Raw genomic sequence first — 24,455 nt, 5'->3', positions numbered from 1 at the left:
TTCATTTAGAAAAAAATTATTCTATGTTTGGGATATTTACTCTAGAATTGAGAATCACATTAATAAGATGTTACTAGTTTATTGTTGTGGTAATCGTGCAAATTTAAACGAGGATAAAACGAGAAATAGTGGAAGAAACAGAAGCAGTAGAGGAGAAACAGTTTTTTCAAGTTAACATTTCAGTTTCGACAACAAGCATATTACTTCTTCCTAAAATCTAAAAACACCTTCGATTATACCTACGATAATCGAAGGTGTTTCATTAATTAACCTTCTTTAATAACGTCCCTTTTATTTCTTCAATCTGTTGCAAATGACGCTCTTCATGATAGCCAATTAATGATACCCACTGTCGTATTGATAATAGCCCGTACCTTCTATGAATAAAAGATTTTTGCTCTAAATCTTCTTCACTAACACCTTCAATACTTTGCAACAATGCTTCTCTAGATTTTTCTAATTTTTGTATAAGCTCTTCTAATGTTTGAAATTTCTCTGAAGGTGTTAAATCATCTGGCGCTATTCGTTTTACCGTACGATCTAATATATGGCAAAGGGGTTTTTCTTCAGTTGGATTGTATTCATCTTTTGATAGCGTTTCCAATATTCCATCTACCGTATTCATTTCCATTAAATATAAATGCTCTAACACTTGAGCGATTGACCATTTCCCTTCTTCAGGTACTGCATTTAATTGTTCATTAGACAAGGAACGAACACTTTGCAAAAGCTTTTCACGGGTTTTCTGTATTTTTTCCAATCTTGCTACCCTCCTTCATTCTTTCTAATTATTATTCTTTTAAAATAAAAAAAAGAACTACTTATTCTTTTTATAATGAACGGAATAGAACTATTTTTTAGAGTTAACGGCCTATGTTAAAGTGACGCGAAAAACCGCTCACTTCAAACATAGGCATATCCATTGAAATTCAATATTGTATATCATTAAATTAATAACATTGGAAGAATGCAATACGTTGACGATTTAATACATCGTAAACCCAACCTCGATTTCCTCTCCAACGGAAACCAATAATTGAGTTACCGAAAGCAAACATCGGATAGAACCAGAAGCTATTACCATTCGTTAACCAAATAAAAGTATTGCGGAACAAACATCTCCCAATTCCTCGTCCTCCACTGCGACGACCAAATTTAGCTGTTCCTTGGAATGAGCTAAGTTGAGGTGTGAAACTTGGAGGCGGAGCTGCAGGTGGAGTCATTTGTCCTCCAGATGGTCTTCCTGGTGTACCTGGGAATCCCCCTGGTGCACCCGGGAATCCTCCTGGTGTACCTGGGAATCCTCCCGGTGCACCTGGGAATCCTCCCGGTGTACCTGGGAACCCTCCTGGTGTACCTGGAAATCCTCCCGGTGCGCCTGGGAATCCTCCTGGTGTGCCTGGAAATCCTCCTGGTGTACCTGGAAATCCTCCTGGTGTACCTGGAAATCCTCCTGGTGTACCTGGAAATCCTCCTGGTGTACCTGGGAATCCTCCCGGTGCGCCTGGGCCTCCCCCTGGTGCACCTGGGAATCCTCCTGGCATACCTGGGAACCTTGATGGCTGGCCTTGAAACCCTCTACGCGTTACATCATCATCAAAATCAAATTGATTATTATTATCATTGTCGTTAAAAAAAGGATACACGCTTTTTCCCCCTTTTCTTCAAGCTAATTTCAATGTATGTAGCTATTTCAACGCTACATAGGCATATATTCATCTTCATTGAAAGAGGAGAAAAAGATGTGTTTGTATCCTAAAAACACCTTTTGTTGAATATTAACAACCAAAGTATACCAAGTTGTTTTATATGTTTTATTGGTATAATAACAAAAAAATCATTTTTATTAAAGTATTACTTAGCTACTTTTCACATTTATTTTATTTTTCTGTTTCGAATTAACTTAAATGTTTCTATTTCATCACTTCTCATTCTGAATAAAAACCGCACAGGACACTTAACATGCACTGTGCGGCAAAATGGACACTAAAAGACTCGTACTAAATTATTAGAAATTAATCTTCAATGACCCCTTCGAAGTTAATTAAATCTTCAAACTTAATAATCTTTGTCGCATTTGGTATACCAATCACAAAGTTTGGTTTTTCATTTACATTCGATTTACCCATTTTATAGTTTATTTTTAATCCGAATGTTTCGCCTTCCATTGTAAAGTCTATATCAAAATTTAACACATCATAGCCAATATATTTTTCTGGATGTACAGCAATATATTCTTTCAATTCATTTAATGTCACATAATTATTAATTTCACCAACAAAATCTTTAATATCTAATTCTGCAGCTTCCAGCGATTGTTTTAACATCTCGATATCTTCGGAAGTAACACCAAGTGCTTTGGCGTATTCTGGGTTTTCCAATAATGCAACGAATTCAGGTAAAATTTTATTAAATAGTTTTTGAATGAAAGGCGTTAATTCATCATTCGTCATTTCAAATTTAATTACTTTGTCTACTTCAATACCTTCTGGTACTTGAATTGCATCTTTAGATACTTCTTCATAATACTCCCCACCGAAGTGATCAAAGAAGAGATCGAACAATTCTTCATTAAATTTTTGCTGTAATTCTATATCCAATACAGGAGCAGGTTGTCCAGTTACTTCTGAAAGCTCAGCAAAATCCATTTCAATAAATTTACCTTTAAACTCTTCTGGAGTTGGGGCAAATGGCAGTTCAGGAATTTGAATCCACATTTTATCAACAGTCATCACAACTGGCAGTTTAATATCACCAATTGGGAACGGTCCGTTTAGTTTAAATGTCATATCCATTTCAAGTTGTAATGGGTCTTTTTGATAAACCCCTTTGAAATCGACATGAATATCTTTAAACATATCAAAGATTGCAGTTGCTTCTTCAGTTGCTCCCTCAATTGTAGGGAATTCAAAACCGTAATTCATTGTTCCTTCAAATTCATAAGAATTCAATTCAAATTCTTTTTGATAAATTTCTTTTAGTTCTTGTACAATTGGATCATTTGCATATTGTTTATCCAATACTCTTGATAAGAATACTGCAAAGTGAGCACGTGTCGTAGGTTGATTTGGATTGAAGGCATTTTGTTCATTACCCGTTGTAATTTCATTTGCATACAGAGCATCAATTGCTTCATATGCATAGAAATCTTTCGCTACATCTTTAAAAGATGTTGTTCCATTACCTTTTAATTTGAAGGCATTTGTTAAAATAATCGCCATCTGTGCACGAGTAACATCATCATTCGGTCTGAATTCACCATTAGACCCTTTCATAATATCAGCGTTTGTTACAGCAGCAATAGCGTCATATGCATAATAATCTTTTGAAACATCCTTATATACAATCTTTGAATCTTTGCTTGTATCAAGTTTTAATACTCTTGATAATATAACTGCAGCTTGAGCACGTGTTATAGTTTGATTTGGCTTGAACGAATTGTCTTCATACCCTTTAATAACCCCTTTGCTTACTAAGCGGTTGATTTCGTATGAAGCCCAATGTTTACCACTTACATCTGTAAAGCCCGCTGCACCTGCACTCCCAAACGGGACCGCTAACAATAAAACAATTGCTAGTAAAATAGAAAAGAATCTTGTTTTCTTCATTTTTCTCCTCCTCCGACACATAATAGTTAGCCACATTTACAATAATTGTAACATATCCCTTTACTGGAAACCCCTATACTTTGTTACCAATTTATGTGACCTGTTTATAGATACGAAGATTCTATCAAAATGGTTTCGAAATTTTTTAAGTTTTTCTTTAATTCTACCTAATGGGTGATAAATAATATGTTGACTCCTGTCGTCGAATCGTTTTTTATGAAACTTCTTTATTGATAATTCGTACATATTCAAAAAAGGCTTTTTGAAAAGGAGGAAGTTTAGCATGATCGATAAATTTTTCAAGTCCATCATAGGGGGAAAACGTCATTCTTCTTCCAACTATAGAAGATTCACAAAAAGGCATAACTTTTACGGACATCATTATTACAAACGTGGACATAAAAGCAGTGGTATTTTTCGTTCCGGTAGCTTCTTCAGTTCAAGAAGTTTCTTCAGTAGTTAAACGATGATTCGATATTTTCTTGAAAACAAGTACCATCGAATATTTAAAAGGTATATAGATGAAAAGACAAATTATTGTTTTTCTGAGGTACTTGGTACTGGTACTTATGGTATAGCATATTTAATCATAGAAAAGCGGACCGGAAAAAAATATGTCCTGAAACGTCTAATAACGAAATATCGACATTCTAAGAAATTACGTCAAAGATTTCAAAAGGAAATCCAAATTCTTAAAGAATTGAATTTTCCCTTTGTCCCTTCCGTCATTGTTGAAAATGAAGTTGAAAATATCCCTTTTTTCGTAATGGATTATATGGAAGGCCGCACTTTTGAACAAACAATCTTTGAAGAAGGTAATGTTTATTCTTTACCTGAATCCCTTCATATTTTAAAAATACTTCTAGAAATGGTCGTCCAAATTCATCATAAAGGTATTGTGCACCGCGACTTAAGAATCCCTAACGTATTAGTCCATCAAGGAAAGCTCTCTATTATTGATTTTGGATTAGCTACTTATTTAAACCCGAAGCAAAAGATCGAGGAAGTTAAAAATCCAAAAAAGGCTGCAAATCATTGTAGTGATCTTTATTTTCTCGGTCATTTTCTACTCTTTTTACTTTACTCATCCTATACTCCTACAGAAAGTAAAGAGAGAAGTTGGCAAGAAGAATTACAATTACCTGAAGAAGTAAAAAACTATATTGAACGTTTACTATTAATCCGGCCACCTTTCTCAAGCGCAGAGGAAGCATTACATTGCATCCCTAAAGTCTAATAATAGCCAATTTTTACAAGTATTTATTTCAACAGTAGGCTATTATTTTTTTAAAAGAAATCGAATTAAGTCGCTTCATTGAAGAAGCGACTTATTAATCGTTGACTATATTCAAAACCATTTTAACTTATTTGCAGAAAATATATTAGAAACTTGCTCCATTAATTGCAACATGTTGACTCACCGCTTCAAATTCCCGTCCATTCCAATTTAAAACGTTCTCAACGTATCCTAAACCATCTGCATGATATCTCCCGGCGATTTTTTCCATTGTTAATAATGAATACTTCCCATCCCCCGTTAGATCAATTGGATATATCCCACTAGCAGGATCTACCCAACCTTGAATAGGTTCCTTTAGCTTTCCATTGGAATCATATATTTCATGTAAATACTCTTTTCCTTTATAACGAATATTTAATAGATAACGTATGTTAGGATTCCTGCTCGTTACCATTACTTCTGCATTGTCTTTATAGTTTACTTCATACTGCCGTTCTTCATTAAACTTAATAGAATCAAAAATTTTCCCTAACTTGCCATGTAAAAACGAAAATACATAAGCAAAGACTATCGCTCCGCTTCCACCGGATTGAACAGTTACTAGAATATCATTTACCTGATCACCAGTTAAATCTCCCGTCCAAATCGTTGGATTATATCCTGCTACATCTCTTAAATGATATACGGATATTTCATGGGTGAAACCATTTTGAACAACTAGACTCATATTGCTTAAATAAGGACTATCGTCGAGTTTTGAGGCTATCAGAAAAATTCCATCAAGCACTCCATCACCGGTAACGTCACTCAATTGATAAGCTACTACAGAGGGGCCTTTTGATTGGTCAAAGGGGGGCATTAAGCTAGGCAAGATGTCAAACTGATGTGGTTGCCAATATGGATACATGTTGTTCCTCCTAACGAGTAAAATACCGTTACCCCATTATATATGTGAATAATGAGTGATTGGTTCTTTCATAAATAAAAAAACCTGAGAATTGCCTCAGGTTAAGCTCCCTTTTCTTTTTAGCCATATCCAACAAGTGATAATGATTACGATAAACCCAAAATATCCCATAATGGAATACACAGTTTTCACAATGGTAGTAAACCCGATAAAGCTTGCAAAAAATGCAATGAAGGCAGAAACAATGAGAAAATATTTATACGTTTTGGACTTTGGTGATACAAATCGAATGACAAAAGAATAAAGTACACCGACTGCTGTACTATAAATCATTATAATTAAAGTAATAGCCATCAGCACACCAATAATTGGATGTATATTTAAGGCAATCACTAATGTAGGCATCGGCTTCCCAAAAATCACATCCATTTTTGCCATTAGCGCCACATAAACTAATAGAATCAACATGCCCATTAATAATCCACCAATAATTCCACCCATTCCTGCCTCTCTTCTACTGTTCACAGTACTCCCCATTACCGCAAGCATTGGCAACCCTACCGCTAAATTATACGAAACATATAAAAGTGCTGCTAATAGCCAATGCCCTGTTGATAATTGATTTGCCATTTCCACATGTTCATTGAAACTACCATCCATCGTTAAAATTGAAGCAATCACTAGTATGAAAATCACGATGATTAAATAGGGGATTGCTAGGGCAAGTATACTTATAATTTTTTCTACATTGAGCATCAGTGTGAAAATTGTGAATATCATCATAAAGAAACTACCAATAAAACCATTTATTCCAAATAGCACTTCAAAAGCACTCGCTGCCCCTGCAAACATAGCAACCGTAATACAAAAAGAAAACACCGTTATGAGACAATCGATGATCGAGCCGAATGTTGAACCTGCAATAAAAAGCACGACTTCTTTATGGGATGTTGTTTTCAAAGAATATCCTAATGTTGCTATATTCATTCCTAAAAAAGAAAATAGTACACTAGCAACGAAAACCCCAAACAGTCCATACCAACCGTAGGAGATAAAAAATTGGAATATCTCTTGTCCAGATGCGAAGCCTCCCCCAATCATTAAACCGACAAATGCTCCCCCGATTTTTAAACTATTTCTCACCATTTCCCCCATTTCTCTAACTCAATAATCGTTTGGAATGCTCGTATTCAATTGTAAACATTCGAGGAAACTGTATATTTATCAATAATCTTTCGATTAGGCTCGTACCCAATTCCAACAGTTTGCGGCACTTGGATAGTTCCATCTTTCACAACAACTTCGGGATTTATGATATCTTCCTCAAAATAATGGCTTGACCCTGCAGTATCTCCAGGTAAAACAAAATTTGATAATGATGTTAAAGCGATATTATATGCTCGGCCAATTCCTGCCTCGAGCATTCCACCACACCAAACCGGTATGCCCTTTGATTGGCAATAATCATGAATTTTGATTGCTTCAGACAAACCTCCAACTCGTCCAATTTTGATATTTATAACACCACAACTCCCCAATTCAATTGCCTTTCGTGCATCTTCAAGGGATATAATACTTTCATCTAAACATATAGGTGTCTTCAAATGCTTTTGAAGTGTCGCATGATCCACAATATCGTCATAAGCTAACGGCTGTTCAATCATCATCAAATTATACTCATCCAACTGTTTTAATAAGTCGATATCGCTTAAAGTATATGCTGAATTCGCATCTGCCATCATCGGAACATTTGGGAATGCTTCCCGCAGCTTTTTGATGACTTCCACATCCCATCCAGGCTTTATTTTGACTTTAATTCTTTTATATCCTTCTGCAATGTACTTCCCGACCACTTCAATCTGCTTTTCGATTGTCGATTGAATACCGAGACTCACTCCTACATCTATTTTTTCTTTATTTCCTCCAAGGACTTTTGCTAAAGATTGATTAGACTGTTGTGCGTAAATATCCCAAATTGCCCCTTCAATCGATGCAATGGCCATTTTGTTTTTCCGTATGCCTGCAAACATTTTACTTACATCATTTGGATGATGGATGTTCTTTTGTAAAATCATTGGAATCAGAAAATCTTTTAGCATATGCCAACAAGTTTTTACGGTTTCTTCACTATACCACGGCGCTTCGAAAGCAACGCATTCACCAAATCCAACAATTCCTTCATCTGTGTGAACTTCCAACAATAAAAAAGATTTATCATGTAACGTGCCAAAGCTTGTTGTAAATGGATTTTTCATTGGCATTTTTACATAACGAACAATGACTTTATGAATTCTCATCATTAATTCTCCCTTATTAATACATATGTATTTCGTTTATACAAATTCATTAAAAAGTATTTTCTCATCACATTATCTCTGAATAATAATTTAAATAGGGACTATTAAATCCATAAAAATTCTTTACTACTTGAGAAACCGAAAATAGTTGTAGTTTTTCTTAAGAGTGAAGTAAAGAAAAAAGTTTAGTTCAATAATAGACTTTTATCTCTAATTTTTCTCGCTATAATTGTTTATTATTATCAAAAGATTGGCTAATTGTCCCTTCATATAAACTATTAAATGAATATGATGAAAACAAAAGGAGGTGAGAAATTTAATTATTGTAATGGGAAGTAAATTACCCTATGAATATAAATGTACGGCAACAATTATCCTTTTCAATTTGATGTAACAAACTTTGAATTGGATAAATCAAGGATACCCATTTCCTATATTGTGAAAATGAACAAATACAGCCCTCTGCAGTAAATCAATTTGAACTCCCTATATAACGATGTAAAAATAAGAGCCTGAATTTGTTTCATTGAAAAGGATCTGTAAAGTTAAGTCGATGGTGAATAGATCCCTTCACAACAGGAATGGTTTGGACGCATATTGTATCCTAACTTCTTAGGTTGGCATGAGGGTGGAGTTTATAGTTTGATCATTGTTACCTCCATTTATTTAGTTGGGAACGTCTCTCCGAATTTGCATTCCCAGTAACCATTGTACACCCCTTATACGACGGCGAGTGGTGAGTGAGCACACATTTCTTCCACAAATCCCATTATCATTCATGGATGGCAAGTAGCCATCCTTTTTTTGTCATGTCTTTTTCCCTTTTACTATTTTATGTAAGTATTCTGAAACATTTGTGTTTCCTTGACTCAGTCTTTCGTAAAGGTTTAAATAGGAATAGACCTTTTTGCACTTTCAATTTCTGTAAATGTACCGTTACAATATCACTACTGCTATTTAAAAACAATTTTATAGATAAAAATTCAAAGGGGATATTTATGCAATCAAAATCTCAAAAAGTTGCCTTAGCTCTATTACTTGGAAATATTTTTATTACCTTTGTTGGTATTAGCCTAGTTATCCCTGTCTTGCCTTCATTAATGAATGAATTATCCTTAAGCGGCACCGTAGTAGGAAACATAGTAGCTGCTTTTGCATTAGCTCAACTAATCGCTTCTCCCATTACAGGAAAATGGACGGATCAATACGGCCGGAAAATAATGATTATCATCGGTCTTTTTTTATTTAGTTTTTCAGAGTTGTTATTTGGTATTGCTAAAAGCCTTGAGATTCTTTTCCTATCAAGAATTTTAGGTGGAATTAGTGGCGCATGCATCATGCCTGCGATTTCTGCATATATTGCGGATATCACATCTGAAAGCGAACGTCCGAAAGCCCTTGGATTTATGTCTGCCGCGATTAATACTGGATTTATTGTAGGGCCAGGTATAGGCGGATTTTTAGCGGAATTTGGAATTCGTGTACCATTCTTTGCTGCCAGTGTTTTGGGAGCATTAGTAGCCATTGCCTCCATTTTTATTTTGAAGGAGCCTGAACGTAGAGAGCATCCGAAAGTGTTCAAAGATGAAAAAGTTGGTTGGAAACGAATTTTTATTCCAATGTATCTTATTTCATTTATTATTATTTTCCTATCGACATTCAGTTTAGCTTCCTTCGAGTCATTATTTAGCCTATTTATTGATCATAAATTTGGATTTACACCAAAAGATATCGCCATAATCGTTACAGGCGGTGGTATTGTTGGAGCAGTTGTGCAAATTTTATTATTTGATGCATTAACAAAGCGGTTCGGAGAAATTAACGTTGTTCGAATTAGTTTAATTATGTCAGGCCTATTAGTGTTCGTTATGACAATTGTAAATTCTTACTGGACAATCATGTTAACTTGTTGGTTTGTCTTTGTAGGCTTTGATTTAATTCGTCCAGGAATTACATCCTATCTTTCAAAAATTGCAGGAAATGAACAAGGTTTTGTAGGCGGCATGAATTCCATGTTTACAAGCATCGGAAATATCTTTGGCCCTATCATTGGTGGTATCTTATTTGATATGAATTATAATTATCCATACTACTTTGCAACAATCATATTAATTTTAAGTATCATCATTGCAATGTTTTGGAGAAACCAACTGAACTCTTATCATTAATCAAAAAAGGGGCGTCTGAAAAGTGGACAGTCCCTTTATTTTTATCCTTCATAAGTCTTTTGAAAAAAGTTTCAATCGAACCCTAATGCCTAATAAAAAGATCAAATTATTATAATAGTATTGATAATTTAAATTCTTTCGATTAAAAAATCACATCTATCATATATAATGAATTTATAAGCAATTTTGCTAAAAAACACAATTTTTTTATGCTTCATTACATTAAGGGGGATTTTTCAATGGTTAAAACAACAAAAGAAATTATAGAAATTACAGAAAAGCTAGGTGCTCATAACTACCACCCACTACCAATTGTGATTAGTGAAGCAGAAGGAGTATGGGTAAAAGATCCAGAAGGTAAAGAATATATGGATATGCTATCTGCTTATTCGGCTCTAAACCAAGGTCACCGTCATCCAAAAATTATTCAAGCATTAAAGGATCAAGCAGATCGAGTTACTTTAACTTCTCGTGCATTCCATAACGACCAACTTGGTCCATGGTATGAAAAAGTATGTAATATCACCGGAAAAAACATGGTTTTACCAATGAATACTGGTGCAGAAGCTGTGGAATCAGCGATTAAAGTTGCTCGCCGTTGGGCTTATGATGTGAAAGGCGTTGAAGAAAATAAAGCTGAAATCATCGGTTGCAACGGAAACTTCCATGGCCGCACTATGATTCCTGTCTCTCTTTCATCTGAGAAAGAATATCAACGCGGTTTTGGACCGTTAATTCCAGGAATTAAATTAATTCCATATGGAGATATCGAAGCTCTAAAAAATGCTATCACTCCAAACACGGCAGCTTTTATTTTTGAACCGATTCAAGGAGAAGCAGGGATCATTGTACCTCCTGAAGGATTCTTAAAAGAAGCAGCAAAACTTTGTAAAGAACATAATGTATTGTTTATTGCGGACGAAATACAAACTGGACTTGGCCGTACAGGAAAAATGTTCGCTTGCGAGTGGGAGAATATTGAGCCGGATGTTTATATTCTTGGAAAAGCACTCGGCGGGGGCGTAATGCCAATTTCTGCTGTGGTGGCAAACGATGATATTTTAGGGGTATTAAATCCTGGTTCTCATGGTTCTACTTTTGGTGGTAACCCACTAGCTTGTGCTGTTTCAATCGCTTCTCTTGAAGTCATCGAAGAAGAAAAATTAGTGGAACGTTCACTTGAGCTAGGACAATACTTTAAAGAAGAACTTTTAAAAATTTCATCACCTATTATTAAGGAAGTGCGAGGAAGAGGTTTATTCATAGGGGTTGAACTTTATGAACCTGCTCGCAAATATTGCGAACAATTAAAGGAAAAAGGTCTATTATGTAAAGAAACTCATGAATATGTAATTCGCTTTGCCCCACCATTAATCATTACGAAAGAACAAATTGATTGGGCACTTGAACGAATTAAAGAAGTTCTTGAGAATGCAGAAAGTGCAAATTAAGAGAATATATAATATTCACTAACATGCACTAAATGCAATTCATTTATGGGCTGTTTAGAAAGTTAAAATTTCTAAACAGCCTTATTTATTGATTTTTTTATTCTCATTACATTATGATTCAATTAATATATAGCAAAACTATTCCTTATATTAAGAGAGGGATTAGAATGATTCAATCGCTTTATGTGTCAGGATACAGACCCCATGAATTATGTATATTTAAAGAAAAACATCCTGGCATTCAAATCATAAAAAAAGCCATTGAGAATGAATTGAGAAGTATGATTGAGGATGGATTAGAATGGGTCGTCGTCAGTGGACAACTCGGTATTGAAATATGGACTGCAGAAGTTGTCATTGAACTAAAAAATGAATTTCCTCAATTGAAATATTCCGTTATTACACCTTTTTTAGATATCGAGAAAAATTGGAATGAACAAAGACAACAACAATACGCTTACATTATTAGTCAAGCAGATTTTGTGACAAGTATAACAAAAAAACCATATGAAGCACCTTGGCAATTTGTTGAAAAAGATAAATTTATTATTCAAAATACCGATGCCCTATTACTTGTCTATGATGAAGAACATGAAGGATCTCCAAAATATTTAAAGCGACTGGTTGAGAAATACATGGAACGCAATCCATATGAGCTATTTGTGATTACGTCTTACGATTTGCAAATCATTGCAGAAGAATTAGAAAGAGCTGAATGGTGATTTTTTCAAATTTTTTTGAATTTCCTGTTGACAATTTAATTGATAATGATTATCATTATCGTAAATAGAAAATTTCCGAGCTGACCCCCCCAAAATATATCTCGGGAACAATATTTTCCATTTTATTTTCTCCAAATTATGTCTATATCCCCCTATATATAGACATTTCTAGGCTGCAACTATTATGTTGCAGCCAAAATTCTATAATCAATACTATTTTTTTATTTGAAATACATATACTAATACAAAGGAGTTGTACAAAATGGAATATCGTATAGAAAAAGATACGTTAGGTGAAGTCCGTGTACCTGCAAATAAGATTTGGGGCGCCCAAACACAACGTAGTAAAGAAAACTTCCAAATTGGCGATGAAAAAATGCCAATAGAAGTCATTCGAGCATTTGCAATACTAAAAAAATCTGCAGCGATCGCCAATAAAAAATTAAATAAATTGCCACCAGCAAAAGCAGATGCCATAATTTCTGCAGCAGATGAAATTCTAGAAGGTAAATGGGATGACCAATTTCCACTAGTTGTTTGGCAAACAGGTAGCGGTACTCAATCTAACATGAACGTGAATGAAGTTATTGCTTACCGTGCAAATCAATTATTAATTGAACAAGGATCATCGGAGAAAGTTCATCCAAATGATGATGTCAACATGAGTCAAAGTTCGAACGATACATTCCCAACAGCATTACATATCGCTGCTGTTGAAATGGTAGAAGACTATTTGTTACCTCGATTACAACTTTTGAAAAATACATTAAAAGAAAAATCAGAAGCTTTCAAAGATATTATTAAAATTGGTCGTACCCACTTACAAGACGCAACACCTTTAACACTTGGACAAGAAATTAGCGGTTGGCACTATATGCTAGAACGCTCAGAACAAATGATTAAACATAATACCGAGTATTTAAAGAGCTTAGCCATCGGTGGTACTGCAGTTGGTACTGGTATCAATGCTCATCCAAAATTCGGAGACATGGTGGCAGACGAAATTAGTAAAATAACAGGTAAACAATTTGTTTCCTCTGAAAATAAATTCCATGCATTAACAAGCCACGATGAAATTGTTGCTGCACATGGTGCTTTAAAAGCCTTAGCTGTAGACTTAATGAAAATTGCGAACGATGTTAGATGGCTTGCTAGCGGCCCTCGTAGTGGTATTGGTGAAATTATTATTCCTGCAAATGAGCCAGGAAGTTCGATTATGCCTGGTAAAGTAAATCCTACTCAATCTGAAGCTTTGACGATGGTTGTTACTCAGGTAATCGGTAACGATGCAACGATTGCTTTTGCTGCTAGTCAAGGAAACTTTGAATTGAACGTATTTAAACCTGTCATTATTTATAACTTCCTTCAATCAGCCCGACTTTTAGCTGATGCAATGAAATCCTTCAACGACAAATGTGCTATAGGCATTGAACCGAACCATGAAGTACTTGAGCGCAACTTAGAAAATTCTTTAATGCTTGTTACTGCATTAAATCCTTACATCGGTTATGAAAATGCAGCAAAAATAGCGAAAAAAGCACATGCGGAAGGCACTACTTTAAAAGAAGCTGCACTTTCTCTTGGCTTACTAACAGAAGAACAATTCGATGAATATGTAGATCCGAAAAAGATGATTTATCCAAATGCTTAAATTTCTAAATTTGTGTTTTCATCCCTTAACATACCCCTTAAAAAGAAATAACCGACGAGCAATTGGCTCGTCGGTTATTTCTTTTCTATATTACTCTTCTGCTGTTGTTGCATACATGGAATCTACTTTTTTTGGACCAATCATATTAAATATGATGTTTAACACAATCGCTGATAACGAACCGCAAACAATTCCATTAGACGTTAAAATGGATAGACTACCTGGCAATACTTCAAAAATATTTGGTACAAATGCAACACCTGCACCTAAAGCTACAGAAATTGCGACAATCATCGTGTTTTCTGGTGATTTCAAAATTTCAGGTGCAAGCATTGTAATACCTTGCGTCAATACCATTCCAAACATTGCAAGCATAGCACCACCTAGTACAGCTGTTGGAATAATTGTTGTTAGTGCTGCGATTTTTGGTAAAAAGCCTAAAGCAACGAGCATTACCCCAGTAATAATGATGACTTTTCGATCTTTTACCCCTGTCATTTTAATTAATCCAACATTTTGTGAAAACGTTGTATATGGAAATGCATTAAAGATTCCACCAATGATTGAAGCCAATCCTTCTGATCGATAGCCGCGTGCCAAATCACTTGCTGAAATTGACTTTTTCTCAATATCGCCTAATGCAAAATAAACACCACTCGATTCTACTAACGAAACCATCGCAACAAGCGTCATTGTAAGGATTGAAGCCAAGTCGAAGGTTGGCGTTCCAAAATAAAATGGTTGTACCATATGGAACCATCCTGCTTCTAATACAGGCGAAAAATCAACTTTCCCCATAAAAATACCTATAATTGTTCCGAACACTAAGCCTAATAATATGGAGATGGAACGAATAAAGCCTGTTGTAAATCTATAAATCAATAAGATCATTATGAGAGTAACTAACGCTAATGTAAGGTTGGAAGCCGAAGCAAAATCTGGTGCTCCCTGTCCTCCGCCCATGTTATTCATGGCAACTGGAACTAATGAAATTGCGATAATTGTAACAACAGAACCTGTCACAACAGGAGGGAAAAATTTTACTAACTTTCCGAATACTCCTGATATGAGAATAATAAGAAATCCAGAAGCAATAATAGCTCCATAAATCGCACCGATACCTTTACTCTGGCCAATTGAAATAATCGGAAATACCGCAGTAAATGTACATCCTAATACGACAGGCAAACCAATTCCGAAAGCTTTCCCCCTCATTACCTGTAACAAGGTAGCGACGCCACACATCATAATATCAATTGCCACTAAATACGTTAGCTGCTGCTCATCAAACCCTAATGAACTCCCAATGATTAACGGTACTAAAATAGCTCCAGCATACATCGCTAATAAATGCTGTATACCTAGGGTAATTGCTTTTCCATTCGTCATGAAATCATGTTCCTCCTCGAAATAATTAAACAATCAATTATTCAGCAAACTCGATTGTGTTATTTTTTAAAGATTTGATAATGGCTAAAGACTCTACACGAATACCTTGTTCTCGCAACGCTTTCCCACCATTTTGGAATCCTTTTTCAATCACAATGCCAACTCCAACGATTTTACACCCTGCTTGTTTAGCTATATCCAATAATCCTTTTACCGCCTCACCATTTGCTAAAAAATCATCGATGATTAACACATTATCGTCTGGGGATAAAAAGTCTTTTGAAACGGATATTTCGTTTGTTTCTTGTTTTGTAAATGAGTAAACTTGCGAAGTATATAAATTTTCAGATAAAGTTAAAGATTTTTTCTTGCGTGCAAATACTACCTCTGCACCAATAGTCAAACCTAACATCGTCGCAGGTGCGATACCGGAAGATTCAATTGTTAAAATTTTTGTAATCACTACATCCTTAAATCGATTCGCAAATTCTTCGCCAATTTCTCTCATTAAAAGCGGATCAATTTGATGATTTAAAAAAGAATCCACTTTTAGCACAGTGTCCGAAAGCACTTTCCCTTCTTGAGCTATTTTTTCTTTTAACAAATCCATTAAAAATTCGCCCTTTCATCATTTCTTTAATAAAAAAACTCGAAAGACCTTTCCTATGAGGAATAAGCCTTTCGAGTATATCGAAAGCACATAGACTTGTGCATATGTACTAACATCCGACAAATCTAGACAATCCCCTCATAGTCGACTTATTTACGGTAAGTCGGTAGAAACTTGCGAGCCATATTCCCGCGATTATATGAGTGTGGTATTTATTTATTTTTGAATGTTTATTATTATAAACACGTCATATGTCGAATGCAAGATATTTCTTAAAATAAACACATGTATTATTCGGAAATCGGTGAAATTTCAACTAACAAGCAGATAAATTGTTCGTATTTTCTGTTTTTTCTAAACTATCACAAAAAACTATTTCAACAGGCGGCTAATTACTTCTTTTACAGTTCCAAACGCTGCTCCTTCTTTGCCAAAGTAAGACATATTACGGCATGCAATAACTTTGACATCCTCACCGTTTTCGAGGGGATATTCTGCAATTACTCCTAATTTTTCAAGTTCTTGTACAGTACCTGTCTCAAACGTTTCTACTTTATGAATCAAACGTTCTTGATAAATTTCTCGAAATTCATCAAACGCTTTAGAACCTTGAATGATGATAATTTCTGGTGAAAATTCATTCAGCACTTTTTCAAACAACTGTTTTCCCGAGAGATATAGTAAATGATTTTCTTTTTTCATTTGCTTAAACTGTTTATAATCCTTTGCAAGAAGACAATTTACATTCGTCAAAACAACGTTTTCATTAAATTCTTTTTTCATCCATTGTGCAAAATTCAAGCTACCTTTATATTCCCGAGAAGCTGCAATGATTTCAAGTCCGTTTAATTGTTCAAACAATTCTCCATCAACGAGTGAATCAGCATACATTTTTATATCATTTAAATCAAAATAAGCTAGTGATTCCGGATATAAACCGACTAAAAATACTCTCGATTTATAAGGGTTCCCATCCACTTGAAATGGCCGATATTGAATATCGTCAGAACGCCCATCCACAACCCATTCGTATATTTTTCTGAAAAAACCCACGGAGACCGTCATTTTACTCATCCTTTACCAGTCTTTTGATCTTTTTCACTTGATTAGACAGAAAAACCCTTAAAACTTTCCATTTTTCCCATTATAACAACAGATTTAGCCTCTTATATATCCTTTTGTTGTTGGCTTATTTTTTCTCTACATCTAAATTACATTCCTCAAGCGGAATCAATTTTGTTTTGTGTTTCATCTTATACCCTAACCAAAAGATGATAAACAAAGGAATTCCGATGTACGAAACCGCAATTCCATACCAATCGATTGTTCCGATAAAAGCCGTATAATTTTGCCCAATGATGACGATTAAACATAAAGTTAATGCAAACAGTGACCCAAATGGATATAAAGGTGATTTGTAAGGTAAATCATTTAAGTCTCTTCCTTGTTTAATATATGCTTTTCGGAATCGATAATGGCTAACGGCAATACCAACCCAAGCAATAAAACCTGATAACCCAGATGCATTTAATAGCCACATATAAACTATTCCATCCCCAAAGAAGGAAGATAGAAAAGCTAAACAACCTACTGCAAGAGTTGCAAGTAAGGCATAAATTGGTACACCTCGACGATTTAGTTTGGCAAAAATCTTCGGAGCTTTTCCGTCTACAGCCAATTGCCATAACATACGTGAAGAAGCATATAAACCTGAATTCCCAGCTGAAAGCATAGCAGTTAAAATGATGGCATTCATCACAGAAGCAGCAAAGGCAATCCCTAATTTATCGAATACTAAAGTAAATGGTGATACCGCTACATCTTCTGATAATAGTCGTGGGTCTGTATAAGGAATTAATAATCCAATTGCAAGAATGGCTAATATATAGAATAGTAATATACGCCAAAATACCGAACGTACAGCTTTCGGTATATTTTTCCCAGGATCTTCAGTCTCTCCAGCTGTAATTCCTAACAATTCTGTTCCTTGGAAAGAAAATCCCGCAGCTAAAAAGATTCCGAATATCGCTAGAAAACCACCATTAAACGGAGCCTCATCTATAAAGAAATTTGTTAAACCGACTGGCTCTCCACCAATAATGCCAAAAATCATTAAGAAGGAAGTAATAATAAAGATGATCACTGTGGCTACTTTAATCATGGCAAACCAATATTCACTTTCGCCATACATATTGACTGATAATATGTTAAAAGTTAATACGACTACAATGAAAAGGATTGTCCACAAAGCTGATGAACTATTAGGGAACCAGAATTTCATAATTAAATTTACAGCTGAAATTTCTGCAGCAATTGTAATTGCCCAGTTGTACCAGTAGTTCCACCCCATTGCAAATCCAAAGGCAGGATCCACAAATTTTGTTGCATATGTACTAAATGAACCTGAAGAAGGCATGTAGGCAGCCATTTCCCCTAAACTTGTCATTAAAAAATAAACCATGAACCCGATTAAGGCATACGCTACTAAAGCTCCCCCTGGCCCTGCTTGGGCAACGGATGCTCCACTGGCTAGAAACAACCCTGTTCCAATGGTTCCTCCTAAACTAATCATTGTAATATGCCTACTTTTCAATCCTCGTCTCAGTTGTCTATCATTTTCAATCTCTTTTCCCATGATATATCTCCTTTTAACTCCATTTCCTCTATTCTTACATTATTTCCTTTTGAAAAAAATTTTTTAGTTATTATTGAAAAAGCATTCTCCTACCAAAATTTACAATTGAAAGGTATTATTATTCTTGTATCCGTTCAAGAAGGCACTTTATTAATATAACACTATTTTGGTTATTTTGAATTATTGGAGGTCTTTTTTATGAAGATAGAACAAGAAAGTTCTGTTAATAAACTCCCTTTTACTTTTGCAACCTTTATTTTTTTCATAGCCATCATCTTTTTTGCTACGACCGTAAGAACTCCGATAACGGGAGTTGGGTCTATCATCTCCTATATTCGAGAGGATTTACGCATTTCCAATACTTTAGCAGGATTTTTAACGACGATTCCGCTTCTTGCTTTTGCTATTGTTTCTCCCTTCGCACCAAAGATTTCACGTAAATTAAGCATGGAATATACCTTGTTCTACTCATTGATTCTTTTAACAATCGGAATTATTTTGAGATCAGCCGGAAATATCCCCTTACTTATTATCGGTACGATATTAATAGGTGTTGCTATTTCTTTTGGAAATGTATTGTTCCCGAGTTTTTTTAAAGCAAAATATCCATATCATGTCGGATTGTTAATGGGAATATATACTGTATCAATGAACATCTCCGCCGCAGCATCTCTCGCTTTTAGCCAACCTATTGCGGAACATGCTGGGTGGCAAGGTGCTCTTGGATGTACTGTTATTTTCGGTTTGCTTACAATGATTGCTTGGATTCCTATTCTGCGCAGTGAGCACGTAGAACAAGGCAAAACAGAAAAAGAGGCCAAATTGGGGTACAGAATTTGGAAATCCCCTCTCGCATGGGCAATTGCAATTGCGATGGGAATGCAGTCTTTATTGTTTTACTGCTCCACTGCTTGGATACCAGAAATCTTAGTATCACAAGGTTTCAGTTTAGAAAAAGCTGGTTTAATGGCATCTGTTTTTCAGCTCTCACAAATGCCCATGACATTTTTTGTTCCAATACTAGCTGAAAAATTATCATCTCAGCAGCCAATTGTCTATTTCTTTACTCTATGCTATCTCATCGGTTTTAGTGGTCTATTATTCCAATGGACAGATGGCATACTCATCTGGATGATGCTTTTAGGACTTGCGGCTGGTGCTTCCTTTGGACTTGTTTTAATGCTTTTTACGTTGCGTACCAGAAACGCTTATGAAGCATCTGAAATTTCTGGATTTGCTCAGTCTTTTGGTTATTTAATTGCTGCAGTTGGCCCCGTTTTGTTCGGATTCATTCAAGAAATAACAGGTAGCTGGACAGTGCCGAATATTCTGTTTATTGCAACTTCTATTATTTTATTTGTATTTTCCTTCATCAGTTCAAAAAAACGATATATTTAACAAACACAAACATACGTACCCTTTTTTATGATACTATATAGGTTGAGAATTGCAGTAAGGGGTTAAGACTGTTGGCAAAGAGAATTAAAAAGAAAAATCGATTTACTCGTGCATTGTTTAAGCTTCTGCTTATAATCGTAGGTTGCATCGGATGGTACTTTACAAGAACTTGGAAAGGTACACTGATTTCATTAGGAATTTTTTTATTCACTGCTTTCCTTATAAAATTATGGTGGAAAACAAGAGGCTTTTTTCGCCTTCGAAAAGCCGGTATTAAGCAAATAGATGAAATGACAGGCGAAGAATTTGAAGAGTTTTTAGGGATGCTTTTTAAAAAACGTGGCTTTAAGGTAACGTATACAAAGACCTCTGGTGATTATGGCGCTGACCTCATTTTACAGGACCGAGAAAATACGATTGCCGTTCAGGCAAAAAGATATGCCGGAAGTGTAGGTGTAAAAGCAGTCCAAGAAGTAATCGGTGCTTTAAAAATGTACGATGCAACAGAAGCTTGGGTTATTACAAACAGCTATTTTACAAAACAAGCACAAAAATTAGCAGAATCAAACGATGTATATTTAATCGATCGCGATGAATTGATTGAAATCATTTTAGATTCAAAATAAAGGGAGTGCATCATCTTCTTGATGATGGAACTCCTTTTCTTATAACGGAAATATAAAAGGAATAACAAACATCATCACAATAAGCATAATCAATTGTAACGGTATTCCGATTTTTAAAAAATCCGTAAATGTATATCCTCCCGCAGTTAATACTAATGAATTCGTTGGTGAGGCGATTGGTGTCGCAAAAGCCATCCCACTTGCAGCGGCAACTGCAATCATAAATGTATATGGATTCGCATCCATCGTCAAAGCGGCGTTCATTGCAATTGGAGCAAACAAAACAGCAGTAGCAGTATTACTAATAAATTGTCCGAATACAATGGTCAGTAGATAAACCCCTACTAATACACCATAAGAGCCAAAACCACCTAATACATGTATAATGCCATCTGCTAACAGCGTCATTCCACCGGTTTTTTCTAACGCTGTCGCCATCGGTAACATTGCCGCTACTAATACGATACTCTCAAAATTCATTTGATCATAAGCATCATCTACATTCCGTAAACAACCAGTAATAATCATTAACACCGCACCAATTAATACACAAATTACCGCATCGAACACTTCAAATACCATTAATGCAACCATAAATAGGAGGATGGCTGCCGCAATTTTGGCTTTTCCTGTCGCAGCAATGTGTCCAGCCATTTCTTTCGGTTGTCCAACTACTACTACATCTTGCGTTTCCTTGGATAAAAATTCAATCGCATCCCACGTTCCTTGAACTAAAATTGCATCACCAAAACGAAGCCTTTGAGAAGCAATGTTCTCTGTGAAATATTCTCCTTTTCGATTAATTCCAATTATATTTACATCGTATTTTTCCCTAAATCCAATTTCACCAACTTTTTTTCCAATCAGTCTTGAATGAGGAGTTAATAATACTTCCGCTACACCAATATCTTTTGAAACTAATTCATTCGATTCCTCTCGATCAAATTCACGAACTACCAAACCACAATCTTTTACAAAGTGATATACATCTTCTTGCTCCCCTTGAACATATAATACATCTCGAGCATGGATAATAGATCTAGGCCCTGCTACCATTTGATGAGGATAAGAAAATACTTTTGATCCTTCTGTATGTTTCAGTATTTTCATCACATATACATTGAATGTCGAAGGCAATTTCAATTCAGCAAGGCTCTTCCCTACAATTTTTGAATTCATTGGAGCGTAAACTTTAAATAATTTATCGTTTAGATGATACTCTTCTACAATCTTCTCTGGAGACAACTGATAAGCGTTATTTGAACTAATTCCTTTGTTTTTATTTGGTAGCAGCTTATTTCGCACGAATACTAAATAAAGAATCACCACTACCGCTGCAATCATCCCAATTGGTGTAATGGCGAAAAAACCCAACTTGTCAAATCCATAATCCACAAGAGTCTGGCTAACAATCAAGTTTGGAGGTGATGCAATGAGCGTCATTAGGCCGGACATGCTGGCCATATAAGATAGTGGCAATAAATACTTAGATGGACTTACTTGAATACTTATTGCAATACTTACTACAATCGGCATCATTAATGCCACCGTACCTGTATTACTCATAAAAGCACCGACAACCGCAACAATGAGAAGAAGTAATACAAACAATTTTAATTCACTATTTCCAGACCACTTCAATAACAATCTTCCTGCCATACCACTTAATCCAGTTCGCATTAATCCTGTTCCGATTATAAATAACCCCGCAATCATGATGACAACTGAATTAGAAAACCCTTCCAACGCCTCTTGTGGTGTAAGGATTCCCAAAGTGACAAACGCAAGTAGCGCCATGATAGCAATTAAATCTCCCCGAAAACGATTTAAACTAAACAGGAATATTGTTACTACTAAAAGGGTAAAGGTAATTATCAATTGCATAAGAATACTCCTTAATCACATACCGTACATTTTTATATTGAATCAACCACACAATAGTTCATTGTACTGCAATAAATATCTTTTTTCACTGGAATACAATAATTTTTCATTTAGATTTATTCATTATCAATTATTTTGTCATGTATAGAATCAATACAACCATTTTTAGCTTCATTTTTTCTCTTTCACTTTTTTACTATGTTTTATTACATTCAAGTAATTGAAGGAATTCAATTCAGATTAGAATATTTACCTCTTTATAAATTATTTCTAAAAATAATTATTCTAATTTAGTAGAAATTTTTATTTAGATTTGTTATAGTTAATACATAAGCGAAGAACAATTTAGGAGGTACAATGATATGACTAATATTAACGATAAACGCCAACTCTTTACAAAAGCAAATGGTGCACCCGTTGTGAACAACCACGATTCTATGACAGCAGGCAAACGTGGACCTGTCTTATTACAAGATGTTTGGTTAATTGAAAAACTTGCGAACTTCAACCGTGAAGTAATTCCAGAACGCCGTATGCACGCAAAAGGTTCAGGGGCACATGGTACATTTACAGTAACGCATGACATTACAAAATACACGAAAGCAAAAATGTTCTCACAAGTTGGGAAAAAAACCCCATTATTCATTCGCTTCTCTACAGTTGCTGGTGAACGTGGTGCAGCTGATGCAGAGCGCGATATCCGCGGTTTCGCAATCAAATTCTATACTGAAGAAGGAAACTGGGACTTAGTTGGTAATAACACACCTGTATTCTTTTTCCGCGATCCATTGCACTTCATCGATTTAAACCACGTAGTAAAACGCGATCCTCGTACAAATATGCACAATGCTAATAGCAATTGGGATTTCTGGACACTGCTTCCTGAATCATTACACCAAGTGACAATTACAATGTCCGACCGCGGAATCCCTGCAAGCTACCGCAACATGCATGGATTCGGTTCTCATACTTACAGCTTTATTAATGAAGATAACGAACGAGTTTGGGTTAAATTCCATTTCATAACACAACAAGGGATTAAAAACTTAACAGATCAAGAAGCAGCTGAATTAATCGGTAAAGACCGTGAATCTCATCAACGCGACCTTTACAATGCAATTGAAAATGGTGACTATCCAAAATGGAAAATGTACATCCAAGTAATGACTGAAGAACAAGCAAAAGAAATGCCTTACAATCCATTCGACTTAACAAAAGTATGGTACAAAAAAGATTTCCCTCTCATTCCAGTTGGTGAAATCGAATTAAATCGAAATCCAGATAACTACTTTGCAGATGTAGAACAAGCTGCATTCTCACCATCAAACATCGTACCTGGTATCGGTTATTCACCAGACCGCATGTTACAAGCTCGTATTTTTGCATACGCGGATGCACAACGTTACCGTTTAGGAGTAAACCATTATTTACTTCCTATTAACGCTCCAAAATGTCCATTCCGCACATTCCACCGCGATGGTGCAATGCGCTTTGATGGCAACTTAGGAAGCACGCTGAGCTACGAACCAAACAGCTACGGCGAATGGCAACATCATCCTGAATTGAAAGAGCCACCTTTAGCTCTTGAGGGAGATGCGGATATTTATGATTTCCGCGAAGATGACAATAACTATTTCGAACAACCTGGAAAACTGTTCCGCATCATGACTGCAGAAGAACAACAACGACTCTTTGAAAATACGGCTCGCGCTATGGAAGGAGTAGAAGAACATATTAAACGCCGCCATATTTTACACTGCTACTTAGCAGACCCTGCTTATGGTGAAGGCGTTGCAAAAGCACTTGGTTTATCATTAGATGGAATGGATTTAACAAATCCATATAAAGATTCTGTCAAAAAATAATTAA

Annotated in this window: 19 protein-coding genes and 1 riboswitch; of the genes, 8 read left to right on the top strand and 11 right to left on the bottom strand. The window is 35.5% G+C overall.

Features of this window, described 5'->3' with window-relative positions:
* Positions 1-262: 262 nt before the first annotated feature.
* From NSU17_RS08645 to NSU17_RS08635, 3 genes are all read right to left on the bottom strand, one after another.
* A complete protein-coding gene (locus NSU17_RS08645) occupies positions 263-760 on the bottom strand; it encodes a DinB family protein (RefSeq protein ID WP_340704790.1) in 498 nt (165 codons plus the stop codon).
* 190 nt (positions 761-950) lie between these two features.
* Positions 951-1,646, bottom strand: a complete 696-nt coding sequence (locus tag NSU17_RS08640) for a hypothetical protein (protein ID WP_340704789.1) — start codon at positions 1,644-1,646, stop codon at positions 951-953.
* A gap of 369 nt (positions 1,647-2,015) precedes the next feature.
* A complete protein-coding gene (locus NSU17_RS08635) occupies positions 2,016-3,608 on the bottom strand; it encodes an S-layer homology domain-containing protein (RefSeq protein WP_340704788.1) in 1,593 nt (530 codons plus the stop codon).
* 466 nt (positions 3,609-4,074) lie between these two features.
* On the opposite strand from NSU17_RS08635, the gene NSU17_RS08630 reads away from it, so the two are divergent.
* Positions 4,075-4,845 carry a serine/threonine protein kinase gene (locus NSU17_RS08630; protein WP_096549882.1) on the top strand — a complete coding sequence of 257 codons (771 nt, stop codon included), beginning with the start codon at positions 4,075-4,077 and terminating at the stop codon, positions 4,843-4,845.
* A gap of 145 nt (positions 4,846-4,990) precedes the next feature.
* Here NSU17_RS08630 and NSU17_RS08625 read toward each other — a convergent pair whose 3' ends face one another.
* The 3 genes from NSU17_RS08625 to menC all read right to left on the bottom strand — a co-directional run bounded on the left by NSU17_RS08625 (position 4,991) and on the right by menC (position 8,052).
* Positions 4,991-5,755, bottom strand: coding sequence for a VCBS repeat-containing protein (locus tag NSU17_RS08625; protein WP_340704787.1), 765 nt, complete (start codon positions 5,753-5,755; stop codon positions 4,991-4,993).
* A 96-nt stretch (positions 5,756-5,851) separates the two neighbouring features.
* Positions 5,852-6,901 (bottom strand): YkvI family membrane protein, encoded by a 1,050-nt coding sequence (locus NSU17_RS08620; RefSeq protein WP_340705494.1) that lies wholly within the window; start codon positions 6,899-6,901, stop codon positions 5,852-5,854.
* 44 nt (positions 6,902-6,945) lie between these two features.
* Complete coding sequence (menC, locus tag NSU17_RS08615) at positions 6,946-8,052, bottom strand: o-succinylbenzoate synthase (RefSeq protein WP_096549885.1); 1,107 nt, start codon at positions 8,050-8,052, stop codon at positions 6,946-6,948.
* A gap of 998 nt (positions 8,053-9,050) precedes the next feature.
* Between menC and NSU17_RS08610 the strand changes: the two genes are divergently transcribed.
* The 4 genes from NSU17_RS08610 (at position 9,051) to fumC (ending at position 14,044) form a co-directional block, all read left to right on the top strand.
* The gene (locus tag NSU17_RS08610; protein ID WP_340704786.1) at positions 9,051-10,220 is read left to right on the top strand and encodes an MFS transporter; all 1,170 of its coding nucleotides are present in this window, start codon (positions 9,051-9,053) and stop codon (positions 10,218-10,220) included.
* A 239-nt stretch (positions 10,221-10,459) separates the two neighbouring features.
* Positions 10,460-11,671: an ornithine--oxo-acid transaminase gene (locus tag NSU17_RS08605; protein WP_340704785.1), complete on the top strand. Its 1,212-nt coding sequence runs from the start codon at positions 10,460-10,462 to the stop codon at positions 11,669-11,671.
* 167 nt (positions 11,672-11,838) lie between these two features.
* Positions 11,839-12,393: a DUF1273 domain-containing protein gene (locus tag NSU17_RS08600; protein ID WP_340436310.1), complete on the top strand. Its 555-nt coding sequence runs from the start codon at positions 11,839-11,841 to the stop codon at positions 12,391-12,393.
* 262 nt (positions 12,394-12,655) lie between these two features.
* Positions 12,656-14,044: a class II fumarate hydratase gene (gene fumC / locus NSU17_RS08595; RefSeq protein WP_340704784.1), complete on the top strand. Its 1,389-nt coding sequence runs from the start codon at positions 12,656-12,658 to the stop codon at positions 14,042-14,044.
* Between the two features lie 90 nt (positions 14,045-14,134).
* On the opposite strand, the gene NSU17_RS08590 is transcribed toward fumC, so the two are convergent.
* From NSU17_RS08590 to NSU17_RS08575, 4 genes are all read right to left on the bottom strand, one after another.
* Positions 14,135-15,433: a nucleobase:cation symporter-2 family protein gene (locus NSU17_RS08590; protein WP_096549891.1), complete on the bottom strand. Its 1,299-nt coding sequence runs from the start codon at positions 15,431-15,433 to the stop codon at positions 14,135-14,137.
* A gap of 37 nt (positions 15,434-15,470) precedes the next feature.
* A complete protein-coding gene (locus NSU17_RS08585) occupies positions 15,471-16,043 on the bottom strand; it encodes a xanthine phosphoribosyltransferase (protein ID WP_096549892.1) in 573 nt (190 codons plus the stop codon).
* A gap of 121 nt (positions 16,044-16,164) precedes the next feature.
* Positions 16,165-16,266, bottom strand: a riboswitch (purine riboswitch).
* Positions 16,267-16,415: 149 nt separating this feature from the next.
* Positions 16,416-17,108 (bottom strand): hypothetical protein, encoded by a 693-nt coding sequence (locus NSU17_RS08580; protein WP_340432313.1) that lies wholly within the window; start codon positions 17,106-17,108, stop codon positions 16,416-16,418.
* Positions 17,109-17,232: 124 nt separating this feature from the next.
* Complete coding sequence (locus NSU17_RS08575) at positions 17,233-18,678, bottom strand: amino acid permease (protein ID WP_340432314.1); 1,446 nt, start codon at positions 18,676-18,678, stop codon at positions 17,233-17,235.
* A gap of 198 nt (positions 18,679-18,876) precedes the next feature.
* On the opposite strand from NSU17_RS08575, the gene NSU17_RS08570 reads away from it, so the two are divergent.
* Positions 18,877-20,076 (top strand): CynX/NimT family MFS transporter, encoded by a 1,200-nt coding sequence (locus NSU17_RS08570; protein ID WP_340704783.1) that lies wholly within the window; start codon positions 18,877-18,879, stop codon positions 20,074-20,076.
* Positions 20,077-20,147: 71 nt separating this feature from the next.
* Complete coding sequence (locus tag NSU17_RS08565; protein ID WP_340704782.1) at positions 20,148-20,702, top strand: restriction endonuclease; 555 nt, start codon at positions 20,148-20,150, stop codon at positions 20,700-20,702.
* Positions 20,703-20,741: 39 nt separating this feature from the next.
* Here the strand turns inward: NSU17_RS08565 and NSU17_RS08560 are convergent, their stop codons facing one another.
* Positions 20,742-22,586 (bottom strand): SLC13 family permease, encoded by a 1,845-nt coding sequence (locus NSU17_RS08560; RefSeq protein WP_340704781.1) that lies wholly within the window; start codon positions 22,584-22,586, stop codon positions 20,742-20,744.
* A 362-nt stretch (positions 22,587-22,948) separates the two neighbouring features.
* Here NSU17_RS08560 and NSU17_RS08555 point away from each other — a divergent pair, with 362 nt between their 5' ends.
* On the top strand, positions 22,949-24,451 hold the full coding sequence (locus tag NSU17_RS08555) for a catalase (RefSeq protein WP_016837596.1): 1,503 nt from the start codon (positions 22,949-22,951) through the stop codon (positions 24,449-24,451).
* The last annotated feature ends 4 nt before the right edge of the window (positions 24,452-24,455 follow it).

The sequence above is a fragment of the Ureibacillus sp. FSL K6-2830 genome (assembly GCF_038004145.1).
Classification (GTDB): domain Bacteria; phylum Bacillota; class Bacilli; order Bacillales_A; family Planococcaceae; genus Ureibacillus; species Ureibacillus thermosphaericus.
This window is presented reverse-complemented; position numbering and strand designations above follow the sequence as displayed.